We start from the raw sequence: 19866 nt of genomic DNA, 5'->3' as shown, positions 1-19866 counted from the left end.
TGCACTCTTCACCTTATTCAAACCTGTGCGATCCACTTGCGATGGGTATGGATCGACATCAAAACCCCAAACGCTGACAGCAGCGTCACCAGCGAAGTTCCTCCGTAGCTAATGAACGGCAACGGCACCCCCACGACCGGCAACAGGCCACTGACCATACCGATGTTGACGAAAACGTAAACAAAAAAAGTCATGGTCAACGCGCCGGCGAGCAATTTTCCGAACAGCGTTTGCGCCTGGGCGGTGATCACCAGCCCGCGACCGATCAACAACAGATAGATCAGCAGCAGCGCGCAAATCCCCACCAGACCGAACTCTTCGCCAAGCACAGCAATGATGAAGTCGGTGTGGCTTTCCGGGAGAAAGTCCAGGTGTGACTGGGTGCCGAGCAACCAGCCTTTGCCGAATACGCCACCGGAACCGATCGCGGCTTTGGACTGGATGATGTTCCAGCCGGTGCCGAGCGGATCGCTTTCCGGGTCGAGGAAAGTCAGGACCCGTTGCTTCTGATAGTCGTGCATGACGAAAAACCACATCGCCACCGACACCGGCACCGCCGCCGCCAGCACGCTGAGAATCCAGCGCCAGCGCAGGCCGCCCATGAACAGCACGAAGGCGCCACCGGCGAGAATCAGCAGCGAGGTACCGAGATCGGGCTGGCGCACGATCAGAATGAACGGCACGCCAATCAGCATCAGGCTGATGCCGACGTGCTTGAGCTGCGGCGGCAGCGTGCGTTTGGACAGGTACCAGGCGATGGTTGCCGGCATCAGGATCTTCATGAATTCCGAGGGCTGGAAGCGGATCACCCCGGGGATGTTGATCCAGCGCGTGGCGCCCATGGCGTTGTGGCCCATGATGTCGACGACGATCAGCAAGACCACGCCGATCACGTAACCGAGCGGCACCCAACGCGCCATGAAACGCGGCTCGAACTGGGCGATGACAATCATCGCCACCAGGCCGATGCCGAAGGATGTGGCCTGCTTGCCGAGCAGCTCCCAGCTCTTGCCGCTGGCCGAATACAGCACGAACAGGCTGCCGGCGGCGAGAATCAGCAACAGGATCAACAGCGGGCCATCGATATGCAGTCTTTGCAGCAACGTCGCGCGGCGACGCATCACATCCTCGCTGGAGAGCATGCGATCGAAATTATTCATCACGGGCCGGGGCCTCCGCAGTGATTGGGCTGGCGTACTCGGCTTTCAGGTGGCCATCCTGGTCGAGCAGCCAGGCGTCCATGACCTGGCGCACCACCGGCGCGGCAACGCCGGAACCGGACTCACCGTTCTCGACCATCACCGACACGACGATTTTCGGATCATCGGCCGGGGCGAAGCCGACGAACAGGGCGTGGTCGCGGTGGCGTTCCTGGACCTTGGAGCGGTCGTATTTCTCGCCCTGCTTGATCGCCACCACCTGCGCGGTACCGGACTTGCCGGCGATGCGGTATTGCGCGCCGATCGCCGCTTTGCGCGCGGTGCCACGGGCACCGTGCATCACCTGCTGCATGCCGTGGTTGACCTTGTTCCAGTCGGACGGGTCGCGCAGGACGATGTTCGGCATCGGGTTTTCATCCACCGGCTTCACCCCGTCGAGGGACTTGGCCAGGTGCGGACGGTTCCAGATGCCTTTGTTGGCCACCAGCGCCGTGGCCTGGGCCAATTGCAGCGGCGTCGACTGCATGTAGCCCTGGCCGATCCCGAGAATCAGGGTTTCGCCGGGGAACCACGCCTGTTTGCGCGTCGCGCGTTTCCATTCGCGCGACGGCATCAGGCCCGGGGATTCTTCGAACATGTCCAGCGAGACCTTCTGGCCGATGCCGAACTTGTTCATATAGGTCGACAGCCGATCGATGCCGAGCTTGTGCGCCAGGTCATAGAAGTAGGTGTCGTTGGACCGCATGATCGCCGTGTCGAGGTCGACGAAGCCGTCACCGGTACGGTTCCAGTTGCGATACTTGTGGTCGTAGTTGGGCAGCATGTAATAGCCCGGGTCGAACACCCGGCTCGAAGCCGTGACCACGCCAGCGTCAAGACCGGCAATCGCTACCGCCGGTTTGATCGTCGAGCCCGGCGGGTACAGACCACGAAGCACGCGGTTGAACAGCGGCCGGTCGATGGAATCACGCAACTCGGCGTAGGCCTTGAAGCTGATGCCGGTGACGAACAGGTTCGGGTCGAAACTCGGCTGACTGACCATCGCCAACACTTCGCCGGTCTTCGGATCGAGCGCCACCACCGCGCCACGTCGCCCACCCAGTGCGGCTTCGGCGGCTTCCTGCAACTTGATGTCGAGGCTCAGAACGATGTCCTTGCCGGGAATCGGATCGGTGCGCTTGAGCACCCGCAACACGCGGCCACGGGCGTTGGTCTCGACTTCCTCGTAACCGACCTGACCGTGCAGTTCCGGCTCGTAGAAACGCTCGATGCCGGTCTTGCCGATGTGGTGGGTGCCGCTGTAGTTGACCGGATCCAGCGATTTCAGCTCTTTCTCGTTGATCCGCCCCATGTAGCCCACCGAGTGCGCAAAGTGCGCGCCCTGCGGGTAATGCCGGACCAGTTGCGCGACCACTTCCACCCCGGGCAGGCGGAACTGATTCACCGCGATGCGGGCGATCTGCTCTTCGGTCAGCTCGAACAGGATCGGCACCGGCTCGAACGGCCGACGCCCCTGCCGCATGCGTTTCTCGAAGATCACCCGGTCCTCGGGCGTCAGCTCCAGGACCTCGACGATGACGTCGAGCACCTGCTGCCAGTCGCCGGAGCGCTCGCGGGTCATGCTCAGGCTGAAGCTCGGCCGGTTGTCGGCCACGACTACGCCGTTGCGGTCGAAAATCAGCCCGCGCGTCGGCGGAATCGGCTGCACATGGACGCGGTTGTTTTCCGACAGGGTCGAGTGGTACTCGTACTGGATCACCTGCAGGTAATACAGACGCGCGATCAACACACAGATCAGCGCCACAATCACGATCGCACCGAACACGACACGGCTGCGCACCAGACGGGCGTCCTTTTCGTGGTCCTTGATGCGGATCGGCTGAGACATGAGGGCAGGCTTACTTGTGGTAAGGGTGGCCGGACAACACGGTCCAGGCACGGTACAACTGTTCGCCGATCAGGATCCGCACCAGCGGGTGCGGCAAGGTCAGCGGCGACAATGACCAGCGCTGGTCAGCGCGGGCACAGACTTCCGGTGCCAGCCCTTCCGGGCCGCCGACCATGAAGTTGACCGTGCGCGAATCCAGGCGCCAGCGATCGAGTTCGACCGCCAGTTGCTCGGTGCTCCACGGCTTGCCGTGAACCTCCAGCGTGACGATCCGCTCGTTGTGCCCGACCTTGGCCAGCATGGCTTCGCCTTCCTGGCGGATGAAACGGGCCACGTCGGCATTCTTGCCACGGGTATTGAGCGGAATTTCCACCAGTTCCAGCGCCAGCTCGGACGGAAGACGCTTGGCATATTCATGCCAGCCTTCTTCCACCCACTTCGGCATGCGTGAACCGACGGCGATCAGGCGCAGTCGCACAGCAATCCCTTAGAACTGGTCTTTGTTGAGCTTGGTGAAATGCTCGTGGGTGTTTTCCGGGCTGTGGTGCTTGGCATCGGCCGCACGGCTTTGCTCGGCACCGGCCCACAGGCGCTCCAGGTCGTAGAACTGACGCGCCGAGGCAGTCATCATGTGCACGATCACCAGATCGAGGTCGAGCAGAACCCAGTCGCTATCGCCCTTGCCTTCTTCGCCCAGAGGCTTGGCGCCCTGCTTTTTCACTTCCTCGCGGACCTTGTCCAGCATCGCGTTGATCTGGCGATTGGAGGTACCGGTGGCGATGATCATGTAGTCAGTGATGCTCTGCTTGTCGCGCACATCGATGATCTGGATGTCCTGGGCCTTGACGTCTTCCAGCGCAGCGACGGCAATCTTGACCAGTTCGTCGCCCTTGAGCGGCTCGTTGGTGTTGACGGCTTCCGGCAGTGGTGCGCTCTTGAACGTGCCTTTGCGCTTTACTTTCGGTAGATCTTTATCAGTCATATGTAACTCGTTTTGCTCATGTATTCGGCGGCTTGGGGATACGGTGATCCGTATCGGTGAAGCGCGCCTTGTTCAGTTCGACGCACGGTACAGACCGTGCGCATCGATGTAGGCCAGGACCGCGTCGGGCACCAGGAAACGTACCGACTTACCGCTGGCCAGCAGTTGACGGATCTGGGTGGCGGAAACCGCGAGCGGTGTCTGCCAGACGAATGCAATCTGTCCGCTCGGCCCTTTCAGGGCCAGCGGGTCGCTCACCGAACGCGCTGCCAGCAGGTTGCGCAAGGCATCCGGCGGTTCGCTGTCGGCGTCCGGGCGCTGTAGCACCAGGATGTGGCAATGCTGGAGCAACTCTTCCCAGCGGTGCCAAGTGGGCAGGCCGCAAAATGCGTCCCAGCCCAAAAGCAGAAAAACCTGGGTCTCGACGGGCATCTCTGCGCGCAGCGACTCCAGGGTATCGATGGTCCAGGACGGTTTGTCCCGCTGCAATTCGCGGGCGTCCACCACCAGCGGCGGCAATCCGGCCACCGCGCACTCGACCATCGCCAGCCGATCCTGCGCCGACACCTGCGGCGTCCCGCGATGTGGCGGGCGCGCGTTCGGCATCAGACGCAACTCGTCCAGCGCCAGCGCTTCGACAACTTCCAGTGCGCCACGCAAATGGCCGATATGCACCGGGTCGAACGTACCGCCCAGCACGCCAATGCGTTGCGGGCGCGACTCGCTGCCGGTGTGCGGCGCTGTCAGGTCGAGGTCGGTCAAGTCAGACCGTCGCCTGGCCGCGCAACTGGCCATCGCCGACCACGATGTACTTCTCGCAGGTCAGCCCCTCGAGCCCGACCGGGCCGCGGGCGTGCAGCTTATCAGTAGAAATGCCGATCTCGGCACCCAATCCGTATTCAAATCCATCGGCAAAGCAGGTCGGCGTGTTGATCATCACCGAGGCCGAGTCGACTTCCGCCACGAACCGGCGAGTGTCAGCGAGGTTTTCGCTGACGATCGAGTCGGTGTGATGGGAGCCGTAATGGTTGATGTGTTCGATCGCCTGCTCCAGACCGTCGACCACGCGGATCGACAGAATCGGCGCCAGGTACTCGGTGTGCCAGTCGTCTTCGCTGGCCGCGACCGCTTCGATGATCGCCCGGGTGCGCTCGCAACCGCGCAGTTCAACGCCTTTTTCGCGGAACTGCGCGGCCATCGACGGCAGGAAATCCCTGGCAACAGCCTGATCGATCAGCAGGGTCTCCATCGCGCCGCAGATACCATAACGGTAAGTCTTGGCGTTGAAAGCGATGCGCTGGGCTTTGGCCAGATCGGCGTGTTCGCTGACGTAAACGTGGCAGATGCCGTCCAGATGCTTGATCACCGGCACGCGGGCATCGCGGCTGATGCGTTCGATCAGGCCACGACCGCCACGGGGCACGATGACGTCAACGTATTCAGGCATGCTGATCAGCGCGCCGACGGCGGCACGGTCAGTGGTTTCGACCACTTGCACCACGGCGGCGGGCAATTCGGCTTCGGCCAGACCGCGCTGGATGCACGCGGCAATCGCGCGATTGGAATGAATCGCCTCGGAGCCACCGCGCAGGATGGTCGCGTTGCCGGACTTCAGGCACAGGCTGGCGGCATCGATGGTCACGTTCGGACGGGATTCGTAGATGATCCCGATCACGCCCAGCGGCACGCGCATCTTGCCGACCTGAATGCCCGACGGACGGAAGCTCATGTCGCGGATCGCGCCGACCGGATCCGCCAGTGCAGCGACCTGGCGCAAGCCGACGATCATGCCGTCGATGCGTGCCGGGGTCAGTTCCAGACGTTCCAGCAGCGCCGGCTCCAGACCGCTGGCGCGACCGGCAGCCAGATCCAGCTCATTGGCTGCGGCCAGCTCGGCGCGTGCAGCATCCAGAGCATTGGCGGCAGCCTGCAAAGCGCGGTTTTTCTGCGCGGTGCTGGCGCGACCGATGACCTTGGAGGCAGCGCGGGCGGCGCGACCCAATCGGGTCATGTAGTCAAGAACGGACTCAGTCATGGTCTGCTGGGGTCTTGGCAAAGAGGAAAGCGGCAGATTATAGCTGCCGCGTCCCGGGACTAACAGCGGTGACGGGCGGATGGTCGAAATGAGCTGCGTTTGGCCGGCGTTCAGACGTAATTAAGCTCAGCGTTGTTATCATCACGACCTCTTGAGCCTGGATAAACCTTGCCCATCATGACCAACGTGCCCCTTTGCCCCGAGTCCGCGCGCCTGCCCGTGGGCCTGCCGGACAGTTTTTTCGACCGCGACGCCCAGGTTCTGGCGCAGGCGCTGCTTGGCAAAGTCATCCGCCATCGCGTCGGTGATCTGTGGCTGAGTGCGCGAATCATCGAGACTGAAGCCTATTACTTCGCGGAAAAAGGCAGTCATGCCTCGCTCGGTTACACAGAAAAGCGTAAGGCTTTGTTTCTGGATGGCGGCCACATCTATATGTACTACGCCCGCGGCGGTGATTCGCTGAACTTCAGTGCGCAAGGTCCGGGCAATGCCGTGCTGATCAAATCCGCCTATCCGTGGGTCGACGAGGTCAGCGGCCCGGCGAGCCTGGCGCAGATGCTGCTGAACAATCCCGATGCCCAGGGCCGACCGCGGCCGACGCAGAAGTTGTGCGCCGGGCAGACGCTGCTGTGCAAGGCACTCGGTTTGAAAGTACCGATGTGGGACGCCAAGCGTTTCGATCATGAATTGTTGCTGGTCGAAGATACGGGGCCGGCACCCTCGCAGATTATTCAAACCACCCGGCTGGGCATCCCGCTGGGCCGTGATGAACACCTGATGTATCGCTTCGTTGACGCTGCGTATGCGCAATGGTGCACGCGGAACCCGCTGCGACGGGGTCAGGTCGAAGGCCGGGATTATATTTTGCTTCCCGTAACCGACGCCGAATCCGTCAATGAATGATGACCTCCCCTGTGGGAGCGAGCCTGCTCGCGAAGGGGTCGTGCCAGCCAACGTTTCTATCGTCTGACACAGCGTATTCGCGAGCAGGCTCGCTCCCACGGGCCAGCAGTGAAACGCGTAACAATTACTTAAAGAATCAATGGAGTTTTTCTGTATGGGCCCATGGCTCGATAGCATCACCGGATGGCTCGGCGCCAATCCGCAGTGGCTGGCCGCAGCGGTGTTCATCGTGGCGTGCGTGGAATGTCTGGCGATCGCCGGGCTGATCGTGCCGGGCACGGTGCTGCTGTTTGCCGTGGCGGTGCTGGCCGGCAGCGGCGCGCTGTCATTGAGCGAAACGCTGCTGCTGGGCTTTCTTGGCGGCATTCTTGGCGACCTGATTTCCTACTTCCTCGGCCGCCATTTCCACCAGAACATCCGCCGCCTCCCCGGGCTACGCCATCACCCGGAATGGATGGCCGGCGCCGAGTCGTACTTCCAGCGCTATGGCATCGCCAGCCTGCTGGTCGGGCGTTTCATCGGCCCGCTGCGGCCGATGCTGCCGATGGTCGCCGGGATGTGTGACATGCCCTTCCCGCGTTTCTTCGCCGTCAGCCTGCTGGCCGCTGCGGGCTGGAGCCTGGCTTATCTGTTGCCGGGCTGGGCCACGGGCGCAGCGTTCCGCCTGCCATTGCCTGAAGGTTTCTGGCTCGAAGCCGGGATTGTCGCGGCCAGCATTGCGGTGATGGTCGGCCTGAGCGTCAACAGCAGCGTGCGCCGCCATCGTCGCGCGACAATCTGGATCGGCGGCATGAGCCTGTTGATCCTGATCGGGCTGTTCATCGGCTATCCATACCTCACCGCGCTCGACAACGGTGTGATGACTCTGGTGCAGGAACATCGCCAGCCAGCGCTGGACGAAATCGCCGTGACGCTGACCCTGATCGGCGAATTCCGCAACATGCTGCTGTTCAGCGCCCTGCTCGTCATATTGCTGTTGCTGTGCAAGCAATGGCGCCAGGCAGTGTTCGCGGGCGCCACCATGCTGATCACCGCCATGGCCAACACCGGCACCAAGTATTTTTTCGCCAGGGTACGCCCGGAAGTGCTCAGCGATCCATTGACCACCTACAGCATGCCCAGCGGCCATGCTTCTGGCGCATTCGCCCTGTTCCTGACGCTGGGTGTCCTGGCCGGACGCGGGCAGCCGCCACGCATGCGCCTGACGTGGCTGCTGATTGCCTGCATCCCGGCATTCTCCATTGCTTTGTCGCGGGTCTATCTCGGCGCGCACTGGCCAACCGACATATTGGCCGGTGCAATGCTTGCCAGCTGCGTCTGCGCCGCGATGCTGTGGTCAAACCAGCGGCAGGCGCCGCTCAACGCCATGCCTTTCAAGATCTGGTGGCTGATCCTGCCGTCCATGGTCGCGCTGTTCGGATTCTTCGTTATGCGCCACTTGCCACATACATTGTTGCGTTACGCCTACTAAAACAGGCAATTTACAAGCGACATTTCTTATACGCCGCTCTTTCGGAACATTCCGACAAGAGCGGCGCTTGCAACCTACGCAAACTTCCTCCCTCCCGGTTAACTTTCCTGGTTATAAAACCGAAATTTCCGCATTCTCGATCGACGCAAAACTAGCGTTACATATTCAAGTTGAAACATGCCTGCTCAGTGTTTCGCGCTTTTGAAAAACCGTTAGATTGATGGGCCCGACTCGGACATTTGCTGGCTATCCATATTTATTCAAACCACGCATTGAAGTTCTGCCGAGTCATACAACAATCCATTTTTTATCGAGTCTTTCATGAGTCCAAAAATACCCCGCAAGACGTCAGTCACAACGACGCATCAAACTGATGCAAACGTGCCAACGCCCCATCGGCCCATGTTTGATGTCAGCAGCATTGAAATATCGCCAAGAGCCGGCATCCCCGATCTTGCGCTGCACAGTACCAACTTCGACAGCGCCCTTGCCGATGCGAATCCGCGGTTGCCAGCGGTTGAAATCTTTCAGTTACCGGCACACAGCGCCTATCGCTCGGAACATTCCACTTCAATAAACGATTACTGGTTATCGGAGACCTTTGTGCGTGGAATGCAGCCTGCCGACAATGATGGATTTCGCTGGATCGTTGGCAGAAAGTTCGCAGACGTCGAATATCAGGGAGCTCTGCAAACCACGCATGTGGGTGAGGATGAAACCGGCGCATTACGCAGCAAGTTACTCACCGAGCGCGTTCCCTCCGGACCGCGCCTGTACAAAAACGCAGACAGCCCCACCTGGCGCCTGACCGAACAACCCGCGCCAAAGCGACCGCGCCTCGCCCCCGTGACAACACCCATCAATCAAAGTCGTTACAGCCCGTCCTGGCGTTCGCCGGATGCTCAGGGCTATTACGAAATGAATCCGCTATTTGGCTCACGCAAAGACGACATGCTGTTCGCCTTCCGGGATTCATATGGCAATTACATACCGGTTGATCCCCCAGCGGGTGGATTCGCAGCGTCGCCGCCCCACCTCAAACAGTGGACCGATCATGAGATATGGCAGCTATATGGGCTACAGGGCGAGGACATCGCGCGCTTTCGTGTCGAAGCCCAGACTACCGGCACGCCGCCACAGTGGGCACACCCCACAACCACGGAAAATCCGCGGACCGATCTGCTGCGCGATTCGTTGCGCTGGCTGCACCCGCAGATGGGCTTTGCCGAGCGCGAAGCCTTTATGCAATCGTTCAATCTCCTGCCCAGGCAACTGTCGCGTTTGCAGCAGGAAATGGCCAGCCATCTGACGCTCCCGGCGTGGGCACTGGCGCACAAGCGCTTGCTGGAGGACGTCAGCAACCCGCAACGCTTCGACCAGTTTGCCGCCGATGCGCTCGAGCAGCTCAACCTCAAGCGCAATGCCCGCCACGATTGGTACGACGCAGAAAACAGCCTGACCCCCGAGGTGCGCGAAGCGCTGTTGAAACAGCTCGGTTATCTGCGCAACAAGAACAACTGCCTGTACCGCACGGACATTCCGGCGCTGTTTCGCGGTGACGAGCGCACGCCGTTCGAGCTGGCGAACGACGGCACCATGCTGCCGCGCTATCAACACGAACCCGGCGCGACCACACACAAGCCGATCAGCGCGACGTTCAGTCTCCAGGCAGGACAGGGATATGCCCGCGCCCCCGATCCCGAATACCTGCGTTTCAACAGCCAGACCCATAAATACCCGGGACGCGACACGGGCGACAGCGGTTCGGAAAGCGGCGCAAGCGACGCCAGTGATACACCGAGTGACTCCTCGTCAGACTGGTCGGATCCTGACAGCCCTGTGGCATGGGATCACGAGCGCGGCTACCGGTCCACGCGCACGCGGCAGACGGAAATGTTTCTCTACGCGCTCGACACGCGCGATCTGGAGGTCGTCCCCCACGAAGAAAACATGATGTTCAATTCCGCTGCGCGCGACACCCCGCCGACCTGGTTCCCCTCCGACGATTTCGAAGGGCTGATCTCGGTCACGCGCAGCGGAGTTTCAGCCGAGCGTGTCTGGTTACTGAACACAGACCTGACCAAGGGCGCCAGGGTCGAAGACATCAAAGAGCAGGCTGGCGCAAACGCTGATCGCATCGAAGCGGCCACCCATGCCGGGCACTCCAACCGGTTCGAATACGACCAGTTGATCGACCAGGTGGAGGCGGCGGGCCTGCCGATACTCAGGCTCTCAGGCAACAAGGACGAGTTTGCCCATGACATCGCCTGGCCCGAACTTCAAATGCTCAAGTAAAGCCGCCAGGGAAACCGGCTCCTCATGCACACCATTAAAGGATTAATACGTGTCGAAACTCATCGTCCCCGCGGCTCATGTCGCCCACGTGCGCGCGCTTCAAGTTACCCCCATAGACGCCTCGGCCAATGCCCATACGCCGTCCACACCCATGCCCGATCGAGCGGACGTGCCAGGCGAGGTGCCTGACAGCCCCCCATCCCTTCGCCAGACTCTGAAGGCAATCGACAAACACCTGGGCCCACTGCGTATCGGCGAGGTCGTGATCAGTCGGGTCGAGTTGCAAGCGCTGGGGGCGACCGTAGACGGTCAACCTGTCAGTCCGGCGAATGCCAACATGAAGCGCGTGGATCAGGCTTTTCTGGACGGACTCCATTTCGAGTCCGCAAAGGTGCAGTCCCGCTTGCAAGCCGTGGACTTTCCCGACAATGACATGGCGGCACTGCTGTTCTATGAGATTGCCTGCAAGCGCTCGGTCGATGCCGGCCCATTGTTCGTCAGTGATACGCCGCTGGTTTCGGGCAGCGCCATGGATCGTCTCAACAAATTGGGCAAGGCTGCGCAAAAGCTGGAAATCCACCGGGCGGACACGTTTGAACACGCGCCCGGCTGGATCAACAAGACCAGAAGCTATTTGATGAGCGGCGCAGGAGTCGGCATGCAAGCCTTCGGCATCTACAGCGGCTACATGGCCCTGACCGATGCGATCAAAAAAGGCGAGGCGCTGGAAATGCTCTACTACGGCGGATCCATCGCCGCAGAACTCGGCTCGCTGATCATCGAGCGGGGTCTGGCCAGAACAGGCCAGGCGATGCTGACCCAGGGCAGCAATGTACTGAGGGGTTTTGCGCTGACCTCGATCGGCAAATACATGAGCCGTGGCGCGGGAATGTTCGCCAGCGCGATCACCTTGCCGTTCGACATTGTCGACGCGATCAAATCGTTCAACGCCGCCGCCGCGTCATCGGGCAAAGAAGCTCAGGACCATTATTTCAGCGCTGCCCTGAGTGTAGCGGGCGCTGGCATCAGCCTGGTGCTGGGCGTCGCCGCGCTGGCCGGTTTCGGCAGTGTTGCCGGCCCGCTCGGCCTCGCGGCTGCCGCACTGCTCATCTCCGGTTCATTGATCTATCAAGCCGCCAGGGTCGTCGACCAGATCGATGATTACATCGAACTGACAACACTCGAGCGTCTGCGCTCGGGATGGTTCGCTTTTACCGGCAAGGAACTGGACACCGAAGTGATGGATCGCTTCAAGCTGTCCAGGCTTTCCAGTGACTACGAAAAACAGCTCGAACTGTCGGCCAAAGACATGCTTGCCGGCGCTTACAGCGACTCGATCGCCCAAGTGGTCAATGGCGCGTTTCGCGCCGAATTGCGCCCTGTCGAACTATGGCGTTACCAGTGGGACGAAAGCGTCGGGCAGCTGCCGTTCAGACTCGACAGCCAGGCGGTGATCGTTGGCGGCGACGATATCATCGATGCAAGCCATGGATTACCCGACAACCTCAAGGGCGTTGTCAGCGGCAGTGCAGGCGAAGGCAAAGGCGTGTTCTGGCGCCTGGGCGATGGCAATGACCGTGTCGCTGGCGTCAAGGCGCAGCCCAACCTGTTTACCTACCGCCAGGGACACAAGGCGCTCAGCGGTGGCGACAAAAACGATGCGTTCTATCAGCAGGTCGCTGACGAGGAACTGGATCGGCTGACCAAACCGCCGCACATCAATGTGCTGGATGGCGGCGACGGTAGCGATACGTTTGCGTTTGAAGGCCAGCGGCCGGCCACTGATACACGACACATCGGCCATCGGATTGACCTGCCGAGCGGCAAGGTCACGCTGCGTGGTCTGGACCCGGAAAGCCCAGGCATTGAAGTCGCGCACCTGACATCGTTCGAGAACGTTTCGACGCTGCGCAAAGGCAGCAGCCACGTCATCGGCAATACCGAGGCCAACCAGATCTCCGCCCATGGCCATGATCGCGTCAGCGCCGGTGCCGGCAACGACACGATTGCCATCTACGGCCTCGAATGTCACGTGGACGGCGGTAGCGGCGTCGATCGCTATTACATCGCTCACACCAACGCACGCACGACAATTACCGAGGACAGCGCGCATTCGAGCGTGATCGAGTTGGGCTGGCCGCACGCGGTGATTCAGCGCTGGCAGATCATCGGCACCTCGCTGGTGATCAATTCCTTGCGCGGCAAGGACGGCGACGACCCAGACCACGTGCTGACCCTGGAAAACGTCTATCGAATGGTCGACGGCCAGCGTCGGCTGCATAACGATCGATGGCTGTTCCGCACCCAGGATGGCTACGAACTGCTGGCTCAGCTCCCTCAGGAACCAGGTCCAGCGCCGAGTCAGGACATCGATGTCGCCGTGACCGTCATTGGTCAGCCCGCACCTGCCTCGGCGATCGTCAATGGCGGTACGGTGACGATCGACGATCAGAGCCTGGGCCGGCATTTTGTCACCCGTACGCAGCGCGAGGTCGAATTCGTCATCGCACGCAGCGCCACCAGGCCGCGCAGCGTTTTTCTGGACTACGGCGACGACGAAATCATCGACGTCGAGCTCAGCTATGCCGTTCAGGTGCGCAAAGGCGTTTCGGGCAATACTCACCTGACCTACAAAGACTTCTGCCTGTCGCTGCGGTTGCCGGCAAAAGTGCTGGCATTCAAGGGCGTGATCCAACCGATCGCTGCCGCCACCGGGTACAGCGGGCGCAACAGCCTCAAAGTCACCACGCCGCAACTGGCGCAAGACATCGTTGTGGTCATGCGGGACGGAGTGTCCTATCGCCTGCAACTGCCGCACCTGGACTACGAAGCGGACGCCAAGAACCCTGGCGCACGACAGGTCAGCACTCGAAGCTGGCTGAAACGGCGCAACGGCAAATACCCGTTCACCCGGCCCACCATCAGTGAGAAGCCGCTGCTGACCGATCGCCCCAGCAAAATCGTCATCGAATCCCGGGCGCATACCGGCATTTATCTGCTTGAGGGTCATAGCGCGACGTACGACATCTACCTGGCCAGCAACTGCATCGTGCGCCTGGCCACACCTGGGGCTGCGGCAAAAACGGCCAACGCCTCAAGCTGGAATCTGTACACCAGGACAATGGACGAAACCGTCACTCGCGACGAAATCCAATTGCAGGACAACCGCTTGCGCATCGCCAGCGTGACTGTCCAATTGCCGGATATCGGCGATGACACACCGGTGGAATCGGTCAGCGTGGCGACCACCGCCGGCAATCTTTATCAAGTCTCGCTGCTGTTCGAGATCTTGCAGCTGTACGTGATCAATGCCCAAGGCTACGCCAGCGTCGATGCGCTGTTGGCCGATATCGAGCAACACCGGCAGCGCAACGAGTTGGCAGCGCGGGTCTACGTGACTCACATCGGCTACCAGCCCGACACAGTGGGCACGCTGGTTTACAACTCGGTAAACCGCCACTGGAGCCTGCTGACTGATCGGCAGACACGCGTCAAACGCGAAGACCTGTTCATCCCCGTCCACATCAACTGACCGCGCGCTGCCGGTTTCAACAACGTGCCGGGATGGACCTGACCTCCATTCCGGCACTTGCACTCAGCGGTCTGCCATGTCGCCGCTGGAGCCTTACCTGCAAGACATCGACGGGACTTTACGCCCCGATGCAGACGGTCTGAAAGAATACAAGGGGCGCAAGTTCGCAGACATCGCCAACGACGACGGATCGGCCGCAGGGCAGACAGTGATGGTGGCGTACCACGATCTGATCAAAGCCTGGCGCGCCAGATTGCCCAGTGAACGGACGGGGGGCAATCACAACAATTCATACGATCAGTTGATCGATCGCGTAGCTGCCTCCAATGGCCCCATAGTGAGGCTGCCCAAGGGCAGGAAAACATGTTCCAACGATATAGCCTGGCCCGTTGCTGAACATCATCGGCCGTGAAATCCAGACGCCATTCGATAACGAATGGCGTTTGTCCTTCAATTGCGGCGTTGCGCTATTTGAGCACGCTGATCACAAACCTTGCGGGTTTTGGATTGAAGGCGTTATGCCCTGTCCCGTTGGGGTTCGCGTCGAGGAATTTGCTCATGCCATCGCTTACCTGACGATACAGCGGTTTATCTTTCGGCTCGCTGTTCAATTCGATATAAGCCGGGCCGGATGCGATATTGCTTAAAGAAGCCTTGGCCACGCCGTAGGTACTGATTGAATAAAGTTGTGCCGGAGCGCTGGTGCTGACCAGCAAATTATGTGTCTTGTCTTCGATGAATAATCGCGCACCGTCAAACACGCCCGGATGTATCACTTGAATTGCGTAACAGTTACCTTCAGGAACAAACCTCAACAGCAATGGAGCATCGTCCTCATTGTCAGCCAAGGTGATAAGGGCGGATGTCCGCGAGTCGGCCAACCCCACTTCAGCATCGAGTTTTTCGCCTTGAGTTATGCGCTTGTGGCGCAGGGTCTGTTGCAGGCGTTGCTGATTAAGAACTACCGGAAGACCGTCCAGATAAAGATTGGCACTGAAGCTTTCATTGTTTACTTTTGCCAAAGACATAGAACTACCCATTGGTAAACACTCTGCTGCCATGTTCAAGACAGCGACAGAAAAGTTGAAAAAGGAAAAGGATCAGATAGCGACTGTGGCTGTTGCCGACATCCGCAGAACATCGCCATCCGGAATGTTTTCGGTTTTTCGTTTCCGCCGGGCCATTACCATGCGATCCGCATAAATCGCTGCCGCCTCAATGACATGGCCAACGTTATGATCAGTACCGGCATGCTTCAAGATATACTTGCCAGCAATATCGTCCCAGAATGCCCGTTCATCTTCATATAAAGTCATGATTTATCCTTGTTGTTTTCAAGTTGTTCGCATCCTGCGAGCAACTTGAAATTAAGACAAAGACAAAAGCGAAACAATACTGGCAGGCAGCTTGAGTTGATTCAAAGTGAAACTAGGCGAACAGTTCGCCCTGCAGTTCATCGAGTAATGCCTGGATCGCATCCAGCCGTTGCTGTGGGTCGTCGAGTTGCAGCAGATCGATCTTGTCCTCTTCGGCAAAAGGCAACAGATAGGCAAGCTGATTGGCCAGCGCCTGTTGCCCGGCGGCTTCGGTGCCCATGTTCAACGCCTCGACCATCGGGTGTTCGGCCAGCGCCTTGAGCAGCGCGACCAGGTCGGCGTCCTCGTCCTGCAACGGTTGCTCGGGCTCATCGTCCAGCCACTCGACGTCGGCCAGAATCAGTTGATCGCGCTGCACTTCGGTGCGCAGCACAGTGAAGCGCCGTCCGCCTTGCACGCGAATGCCGAGCAGGCCGTTGTCCTGTTGCTCGAAATCGGTGATCCGCGCCTCGCAGCCGACCATTGCGAAACCTTCTGGTGCCACACCGACTTCGCTGCCCTCAAGGATGCACACCACACCGAAACCGACGCCCTGCTTCATGCAGCGGCCGATCATGTCGAGATAGCGCGCCTCGAAGATCTGCAAGTCGAGGTTGCAGCCGGGGAACAGCACCGTGTTCAGCGGGAAAAGCGGCAGACTCATAGACATATCCTTACACCACCATCGACACCGCCAACGGCAGGAACACCGCCGTGGCCACGCCCATCAGACTCATTGCCAGCGCGGCGAACGCGCCGCACTCATCGTTTTCCTGCATCGCCACCGCCGTGCCGACCGCATGCGCGGTCATGCCCAGCGCCATGCCGCGCGCTTCGGGGCTGTGCACGCCGAGGCGGGTCAGCAGCGCCGGGCCGAAGATCGCGCCAATCACCCCGGTGATCAGCACGAACACCGCGGCCAGCGCCGCCACGCCGCCGATCTGCTCGGCGACCAGCATGGCGATCGGCGAGGTCACCGATTTCGGCGCCATGGTCATCAGGATCATGTGATCGGCACCGAACCACCAGCCCAGCGCCACGCCCATGCCCGTTGCGACCACCCCGCCTATCACCAGCGTAGTAAAAATCGGCCAGAACAATTGGCGGATGCGCCGCAGATTCAAATACAGCGGCACCGCCAGCGCCACCGTGGCCGGCCCCAGCAGGATGCTGAGGATCTCGGTGCTCTTGCGGTACTCCGCGTAAGTCAGGCCGCAGCCGACCAGCACACCGATCACCAACAACATGGAGACCAGCACCGGTTGCAGAAAGATCCAGCGGGTTTTCTCGAACGCCGCCAGCACCAGTTGATAGGCGCCGAGGGTGATGCCAATGCCGAACAGCGGATGATGAATCACCGACGCCCACGCGCCTTGCCAGTCAAACAGCATCAGGACTCCTCCGCCGGCGGCGCGTGACGTTTGACCAGCCGCTGCATGAGCACGCCGGCAAAGGCCATCGACAGAATCAGCGAGACCACCAGCGCGCCGACAATCGCCCAGAAATCCGCAGCAATCGCCGTGGCATACACCATCACGCCCACTGCCGGCGGCACCAGCAGCAACGGTAGATAACGCAGCAGACTGCCCGCTGCCTGATTCAACGGCTCGCCGACTTCACCGCGAATGATCAGGAACACCAGCAACAGCAGCAGCCCGATGATCGGCCCCGGCAATATCGGCAACAGCAAATGATTGAGCGCGGTGCCAAGCAATTGGAACAGCACCAGCAGGGTCAGGCCACGTAACAACATCCGACATCTCCGTCTTACATTTTCAGCCAGCAGGGGCTCGGCATTATAAGCATGCCGGCGCTATGGACCGGCATTCGCCAAAAGCATGGTCGGTTGACCTGAGCAAATCGCCATGATGATCTACAGTGGTTCGCAGGCCGGTCAAATCCGCCCCCTGAAAAACTATAAAACCGATGAACCCAAGGAGAGTCTCAATGCCCTATGTTCCCGTTGCAGAGCTCAAAGATTATGTCGGCAAGGAACTTGGACGTTCCGAATGGCTCACCATCGATCAGGAGCGCATCAACCTGTTCGCCGAAGCCACCGGTGATTTTCAGTTCATTCACGTCGATCCGGTCAAGGCTGCGCAAACGCCGTTTGGCAGCACGATTGCCCATGGTTTCCTGTCGCTGTCGCTGATGCCAAAACTGATGGAAGACATCCTCGTGCTGCCCGAAGGCGTGAAGATGGTCGTCAACTATGGCCTGGACAGCGTGCGTTTCATCCAGCCGGTCAAGGTCAACTCGAAAGTCCGACTGAAGGTCGACATGGTCGAAGTCACCGAGAAAAAACCCGGCCAGTGGTTGCTCAAGGCTACCGCGACACTGGAGATAGAAGGCTCGGACAAACCGGCCTACATTGCCGAGCCGCTGTCACTCTGCTTCGTCTGATCATCCCGGATGCGAAGCAGCGCACGCTGTTTCGCGTCACGTCTGTATATATGCGACGCATAGCTGCGGCATACTCGGTCGCCTAATTGCCCGGATCCCGCTATGCGCTCAATCGCTCGACTTGCACCCCTTGCCCTGACCCTGATGCTCACCGCTTGCGGCGACGGCGAATCGCTGTTGCCGCCGGATGCGCGCCTGCCCGATGGCGGACGCTATCGCGGTGACTTGGTCGACGGCTTGCTGCAAGGTCAGGGCCGCGTCGACTACCCCAACGGCAGCTGGTACGCCGGGGAGTTCGACAAGGGTCAGTGGCACGGGCAAGGCGAATGGCATGGCAGCAACGGCGAGGTCTATCGCGGCCAGTTCCAGCAAGGGCTGTTCGATGGTCAGGGCAGCCTGAGCACCAATGCCAGCAGTTACACCGGTGGTTTCAAGCAGGGCCGGCGCGATGGCGAAGGCACGCTGAAAGAAAACGGCATGACCTATCGCGGCGAGTTCAAGGCTGACCAGTATTCCGGCCTCGGCCGTCTGGAAATGGACGACGGCAGCTCCTATCAAGGCCAGTTCGCCCACGGCAAACCCAACGGCGAAGGCCAGCGCGGCGATGCCAGCGGCAATTCGTTCAGCGGGCATTTCGTCAACGGCCAACTGGAAGGCAACGGCACTTACAACAGCGCCGACGGCGATATCTACGTCGGCGGTTTCAAGAACAATCAACTGCACGGCAAGGGCCGCTACGAGAACGCCGACGGCGACGTCTGGCTTGGCCAGTTCAAGGAAGGCGCGCTGACCGGCAAGGGCGAACTGATCGGCGCTGACGGCAGCCATTACATCGGTGTGTTCAATGACTGGCGCTTCACCGGCCAGGGCCGTTTGAACCTGGCCGATGGCAGCTTCTACATCGGCGGCTTCGACAACGACAGCTATTCAGGACGCGGTACTTTGGTGCTGACCGATGGCAGCGTGCTCAGCGGCACCTGGATCAACGGCCAACGCGTGCGCGACGCCGACGGCAAATTGCTCCCCGACACCCTCGAACTCGGTTTGCTCGCCCAGGGTCGGTTGCTGGACGACGCACTGGCGGCGATTCCCGCTTCGACTCCGGCAGTCGAGTTGTACACCCTGACCCTTGGCGGCGACGGCAAGCAAAGCGTGTTCCTGCGTGAATCCGACTACGTCGCCAACATGCTCAACACGCGCTTCGGCGCCTTCGGCCAGATTCGTCTGGTCAATCATCGCGATCATCTCGGCGACCGGCCGATGGCCACCCGGGAAAACCTGCGCCGCGCCGCGCAAGCCCTTGCCGAACGCAGCGGGCCGGAAGATCTGCTGTTCATTTATCTGACCAGCCACGGCACCGCCGAGCACGAACTGGTGCTCGATCAGCCGCGCATGGAACTGGCCGATCTGCCGGCCGATGAACTCGCCGCCGTGCTCGCGCCGCTGAAGCATCGCGACAAGGTCATCGTGATTTCCTCATGCTATTCCGGCGGTTTCATCCCGGCGCTGAAAGACGAACGCACGCTGATCATGACCGCCTCGCGCGCCGATCGGGTGTCGTTCGGTTGCTCGGAAGAAGCCAACTTCACTTATTTCGGCGATGCGCTGTTTGCCCAGGCACTGAACCAGACCGACGACCTTGAGCAGGCATTCAAACTGGCCAAGGCCACCGTTGCCGAACGTGAGCTGGCCGACGGCTTCGAAGCCTCGGAGCCGCAGATCTGGGCGCCGAAAACCGTACTGTCGCACTGGCAACTGCTACGAAAACAGCAAGCACGCAAAGCTTTGCAAAGCAGCGCATTGAACGACGCGGCGAAAAAAGGCAACTAAGCTGAACAGTAT

The 19866-nt window shown here is 60.4% G+C and carries 18 protein-coding genes; 7 read left to right on the top strand and 11 right to left on the bottom strand.

The genetic code is table 11. From position 1 onward, the window contains the following. Nucleotides 1–17 precede the first annotated feature (17 nt). The 6 genes from rodA to AAEZ10_RS16825 form a co-directional block, all read right to left on the bottom strand. Complete coding sequence (rodA, locus tag AAEZ10_RS16850; protein ID WP_168772712.1) at nt 18–1121, bottom strand: rod shape-determining protein RodA; 1104 nt, start codon at nt 1119–1121, stop codon at nt 18–20. A 31-nt stretch (nt 1122–1152) separates the two neighbouring features. After that, nucleotides 1153–3048 carry a penicillin-binding protein 2 gene (gene mrdA, locus AAEZ10_RS16845; protein ID WP_071173699.1) on the bottom strand — a complete coding sequence of 632 codons (1896 nt, stop codon included), beginning with the start codon at nt 3046–3048 and terminating at the stop codon, nt 1153–1155. Between the two features lie 10 nt (nt 3049–3058). After that, on the bottom strand, nt 3059–3526 hold the full coding sequence (gene rlmH / locus AAEZ10_RS16840) for a 23S rRNA (pseudouridine(1915)-N(3))-methyltransferase RlmH (RefSeq protein ID WP_011063671.1): 468 nt from the start codon (nt 3524–3526) through the stop codon (nt 3059–3061). A gap of 9 nt (nt 3527–3535) precedes the next feature. Beyond that, a complete protein-coding gene (rsfS, locus tag AAEZ10_RS16835; RefSeq protein WP_016773024.1) occupies nt 3536–4030 on the bottom strand; it encodes a ribosome silencing factor in 495 nt (164 codons plus the stop codon). A 72-nt stretch (nt 4031–4102) separates the two neighbouring features. Next, the gene (nadD, locus tag AAEZ10_RS16830; RefSeq protein ID WP_071173700.1) at nt 4103–4825 is read right to left on the bottom strand and encodes a nicotinate-nucleotide adenylyltransferase; all 723 of its coding nucleotides are present in this window, start codon (nt 4823–4825) and stop codon (nt 4103–4105) included. Next, complete coding sequence (locus tag AAEZ10_RS16825) at nt 4794–6065, bottom strand: glutamate-5-semialdehyde dehydrogenase (RefSeq protein ID WP_350570164.1); 1272 nt, start codon at nt 6063–6065, stop codon at nt 4794–4796. Before AAEZ10_RS16825 ends, nadD begins: the two co-directional genes overlap by 32 nt. Before the next feature lie 177 nt (nt 6066–6242). Between AAEZ10_RS16825 and AAEZ10_RS16820 the strand changes: the two genes are divergently transcribed. From AAEZ10_RS16820 to AAEZ10_RS16800, 5 genes are all read left to right on the top strand, one after another. Continuing rightward, nucleotides 6243–6968 (top strand): DNA-3-methyladenine glycosylase, encoded by a 726-nt coding sequence (locus AAEZ10_RS16820; protein ID WP_016773021.1) that lies wholly within the window; start codon nt 6243–6245, stop codon nt 6966–6968. A 154-nt stretch (nt 6969–7122) separates the two neighbouring features. Further along, entirely contained in the window at nt 7123–8439 is a 1317-nt protein-coding gene (locus AAEZ10_RS16815) for a bifunctional DedA family/phosphatase PAP2 family protein (RefSeq protein ID WP_016773020.1), read from the top strand. Between the two features lie 402 nt (nt 8440–8841). Next, nucleotides 8842–10734 carry a hypothetical protein gene (locus tag AAEZ10_RS16810; protein WP_350570161.1) on the top strand — a complete coding sequence of 631 codons (1893 nt, stop codon included), beginning with the start codon at nt 8842–8844 and terminating at the stop codon, nt 10732–10734. Between the two features lie 49 nt (nt 10735–10783). Then, on the top strand, nt 10784–14266 hold the full coding sequence (locus AAEZ10_RS16805) for a calcium-binding protein (RefSeq protein ID WP_350570159.1): 3483 nt from the start codon (nt 10784–10786) through the stop codon (nt 14264–14266). Nucleotides 14267–14342: 76 nt separating this feature from the next. Next, complete coding sequence (locus tag AAEZ10_RS16800) at nt 14343–14678, top strand: hypothetical protein (protein WP_258378349.1); 336 nt, start codon at nt 14343–14345, stop codon at nt 14676–14678. A gap of 55 nt (nt 14679–14733) precedes the next feature. Here AAEZ10_RS16800 and AAEZ10_RS16795 read toward each other — a convergent pair whose 3' ends face one another. From AAEZ10_RS16795 to AAEZ10_RS16775, 5 genes are all read right to left on the bottom strand, one after another. Further along, on the bottom strand, nt 14734–15294 hold the full coding sequence (locus AAEZ10_RS16795) for a hypothetical protein (RefSeq protein ID WP_125925932.1): 561 nt from the start codon (nt 15292–15294) through the stop codon (nt 14734–14736). Between the two features lie 72 nt (nt 15295–15366). Next, nucleotides 15367–15582, bottom strand: coding sequence for a hypothetical protein (locus tag AAEZ10_RS16790; RefSeq protein ID WP_016773015.1), 216 nt, complete (start codon nt 15580–15582; stop codon nt 15367–15369). Between the two features lie 112 nt (nt 15583–15694). Beyond that, complete coding sequence (locus tag AAEZ10_RS16785; protein ID WP_016773014.1) at nt 15695–16285, bottom strand: LON peptidase substrate-binding domain-containing protein; 591 nt, start codon at nt 16283–16285, stop codon at nt 15695–15697. A gap of 10 nt (nt 16286–16295) precedes the next feature. Next, nucleotides 16296–17012, bottom strand: a complete 717-nt coding sequence (locus AAEZ10_RS16780) for an LrgB family protein (RefSeq protein WP_016773013.1) — start codon at nt 17010–17012, stop codon at nt 16296–16298. Continuing rightward, nucleotides 17012–17374, bottom strand: a complete 363-nt coding sequence (locus AAEZ10_RS16775) for a CidA/LrgA family protein (RefSeq protein ID WP_016773012.1) — start codon at nt 17372–17374, stop codon at nt 17012–17014. Before AAEZ10_RS16775 ends, AAEZ10_RS16780 begins: the two co-directional genes overlap by 1 nt. Before the next feature lie 194 nt (nt 17375–17568). Here AAEZ10_RS16775 and AAEZ10_RS16770 point away from each other — a divergent pair, with 194 nt between their 5' ends. Together AAEZ10_RS16770 and AAEZ10_RS16765 are read left to right on the top strand one after the other, a co-directional pair. Next, nucleotides 17569–18024, top strand: coding sequence for a MaoC family dehydratase (locus AAEZ10_RS16770; protein ID WP_016773011.1), 456 nt, complete (start codon nt 17569–17571; stop codon nt 18022–18024). A 102-nt stretch (nt 18025–18126) separates the two neighbouring features. Beyond that, nucleotides 18127–19854 (top strand): C13 family peptidase, encoded by a 1728-nt coding sequence (locus tag AAEZ10_RS16765; protein ID WP_110646093.1) that lies wholly within the window; start codon nt 18127–18129, stop codon nt 19852–19854. Nucleotides 19855–19866: the final 12 nt, after the last annotated feature.

Origin of the sequence: Pseudomonas sp. H26/SER47-MNA-CIBAN-0231 (assembly GCF_040310465.1) — a bacterium.
Taxonomy (GTDB): Bacteria; Pseudomonadota; Gammaproteobacteria; order Pseudomonadales; family Pseudomonadaceae; genus Aquipseudomonas; species Aquipseudomonas atacamensis.
This window is presented reverse-complemented; position numbering and strand designations above follow the sequence as displayed.

Excerpts from the sequence above, each read along its gene's own strand:
- rsfS (WP_016773024.1), bottom strand. The coding sequence starts at position 4,030 with ATGACTGATAAAGATCTACCGAAAGTAAAGCGCAAAGGCACGTTCAAG.
- AAEZ10_RS16825 (WP_350570164.1), bottom strand. The coding sequence starts at position 6,065 with ATGACTGAGTCCGTTCTTGACTACATGACCCGATTGGGTCGCGCCGCC.
- mrdA (WP_071173699.1), bottom strand. The coding sequence starts at position 3,048 with ATGTCTCAGCCGATCCGCATCAAGGACCACGAAAAGGACGCCCGTCTG.
- AAEZ10_RS16770 (WP_016773011.1), top strand. The coding sequence starts at position 17,569 with ATGCCCTATGTTCCCGTTGCAGAGCTCAAAGATTATGTCGGCAAGGAA.
- AAEZ10_RS16785 (WP_016773014.1), bottom strand. The coding sequence starts at position 16,285 with ATGAGTCTGCCGCTTTTCCCGCTGAACACGGTGCTGTTCCCCGGCTGC.
- AAEZ10_RS16765 (WP_110646093.1), top strand. The coding sequence starts at position 18,127 with ATGCGCTCAATCGCTCGACTTGCACCCCTTGCCCTGACCCTGATGCTC.
- rodA (WP_168772712.1), bottom strand. The coding sequence starts at position 1,121 with ATGCGTCGCCGCGCGACGTTGCTGCAAAGACTGCATATCGATGGCCCG.
- AAEZ10_RS16815 (WP_016773020.1), top strand. The coding sequence starts at position 7,123 with ATGGGCCCATGGCTCGATAGCATCACCGGATGGCTCGGCGCCAATCCG.
- AAEZ10_RS16780 (WP_016773013.1), bottom strand. The coding sequence starts at position 17,012 with ATGCTGTTTGACTGGCAAGGCGCGTGGGCGTCGGTGATTCATCATCCG.
- AAEZ10_RS16820 (WP_016773021.1), top strand. The coding sequence starts at position 6,243 with ATGACCAACGTGCCCCTTTGCCCCGAGTCCGCGCGCCTGCCCGTGGGC.
- nadD (WP_071173700.1), bottom strand. The coding sequence starts at position 4,825 with ATGGCCAGTTGCGCGGCCAGGCGACGGTCTGACTTGACCGACCTCGAC.
- AAEZ10_RS16800 (WP_258378349.1), top strand. The coding sequence starts at position 14,343 with ATGTCGCCGCTGGAGCCTTACCTGCAAGACATCGACGGGACTTTACGC.
- AAEZ10_RS16795 (WP_125925932.1), bottom strand. The coding sequence starts at position 15,294 with ATGTCTTTGGCAAAAGTAAACAATGAAAGCTTCAGTGCCAATCTTTAT.
- AAEZ10_RS16810 (WP_350570161.1), top strand. The coding sequence starts at position 8,842 with ATGTTTGATGTCAGCAGCATTGAAATATCGCCAAGAGCCGGCATCCCC.
- AAEZ10_RS16790 (WP_016773015.1), bottom strand. The coding sequence starts at position 15,582 with ATGACTTTATATGAAGATGAACGGGCATTCTGGGACGATATTGCTGGC.
- AAEZ10_RS16775 (WP_016773012.1), bottom strand. The coding sequence starts at position 17,374 with ATGTTGTTACGTGGCCTGACCCTGCTGGTGCTGTTCCAATTGCTTGGC.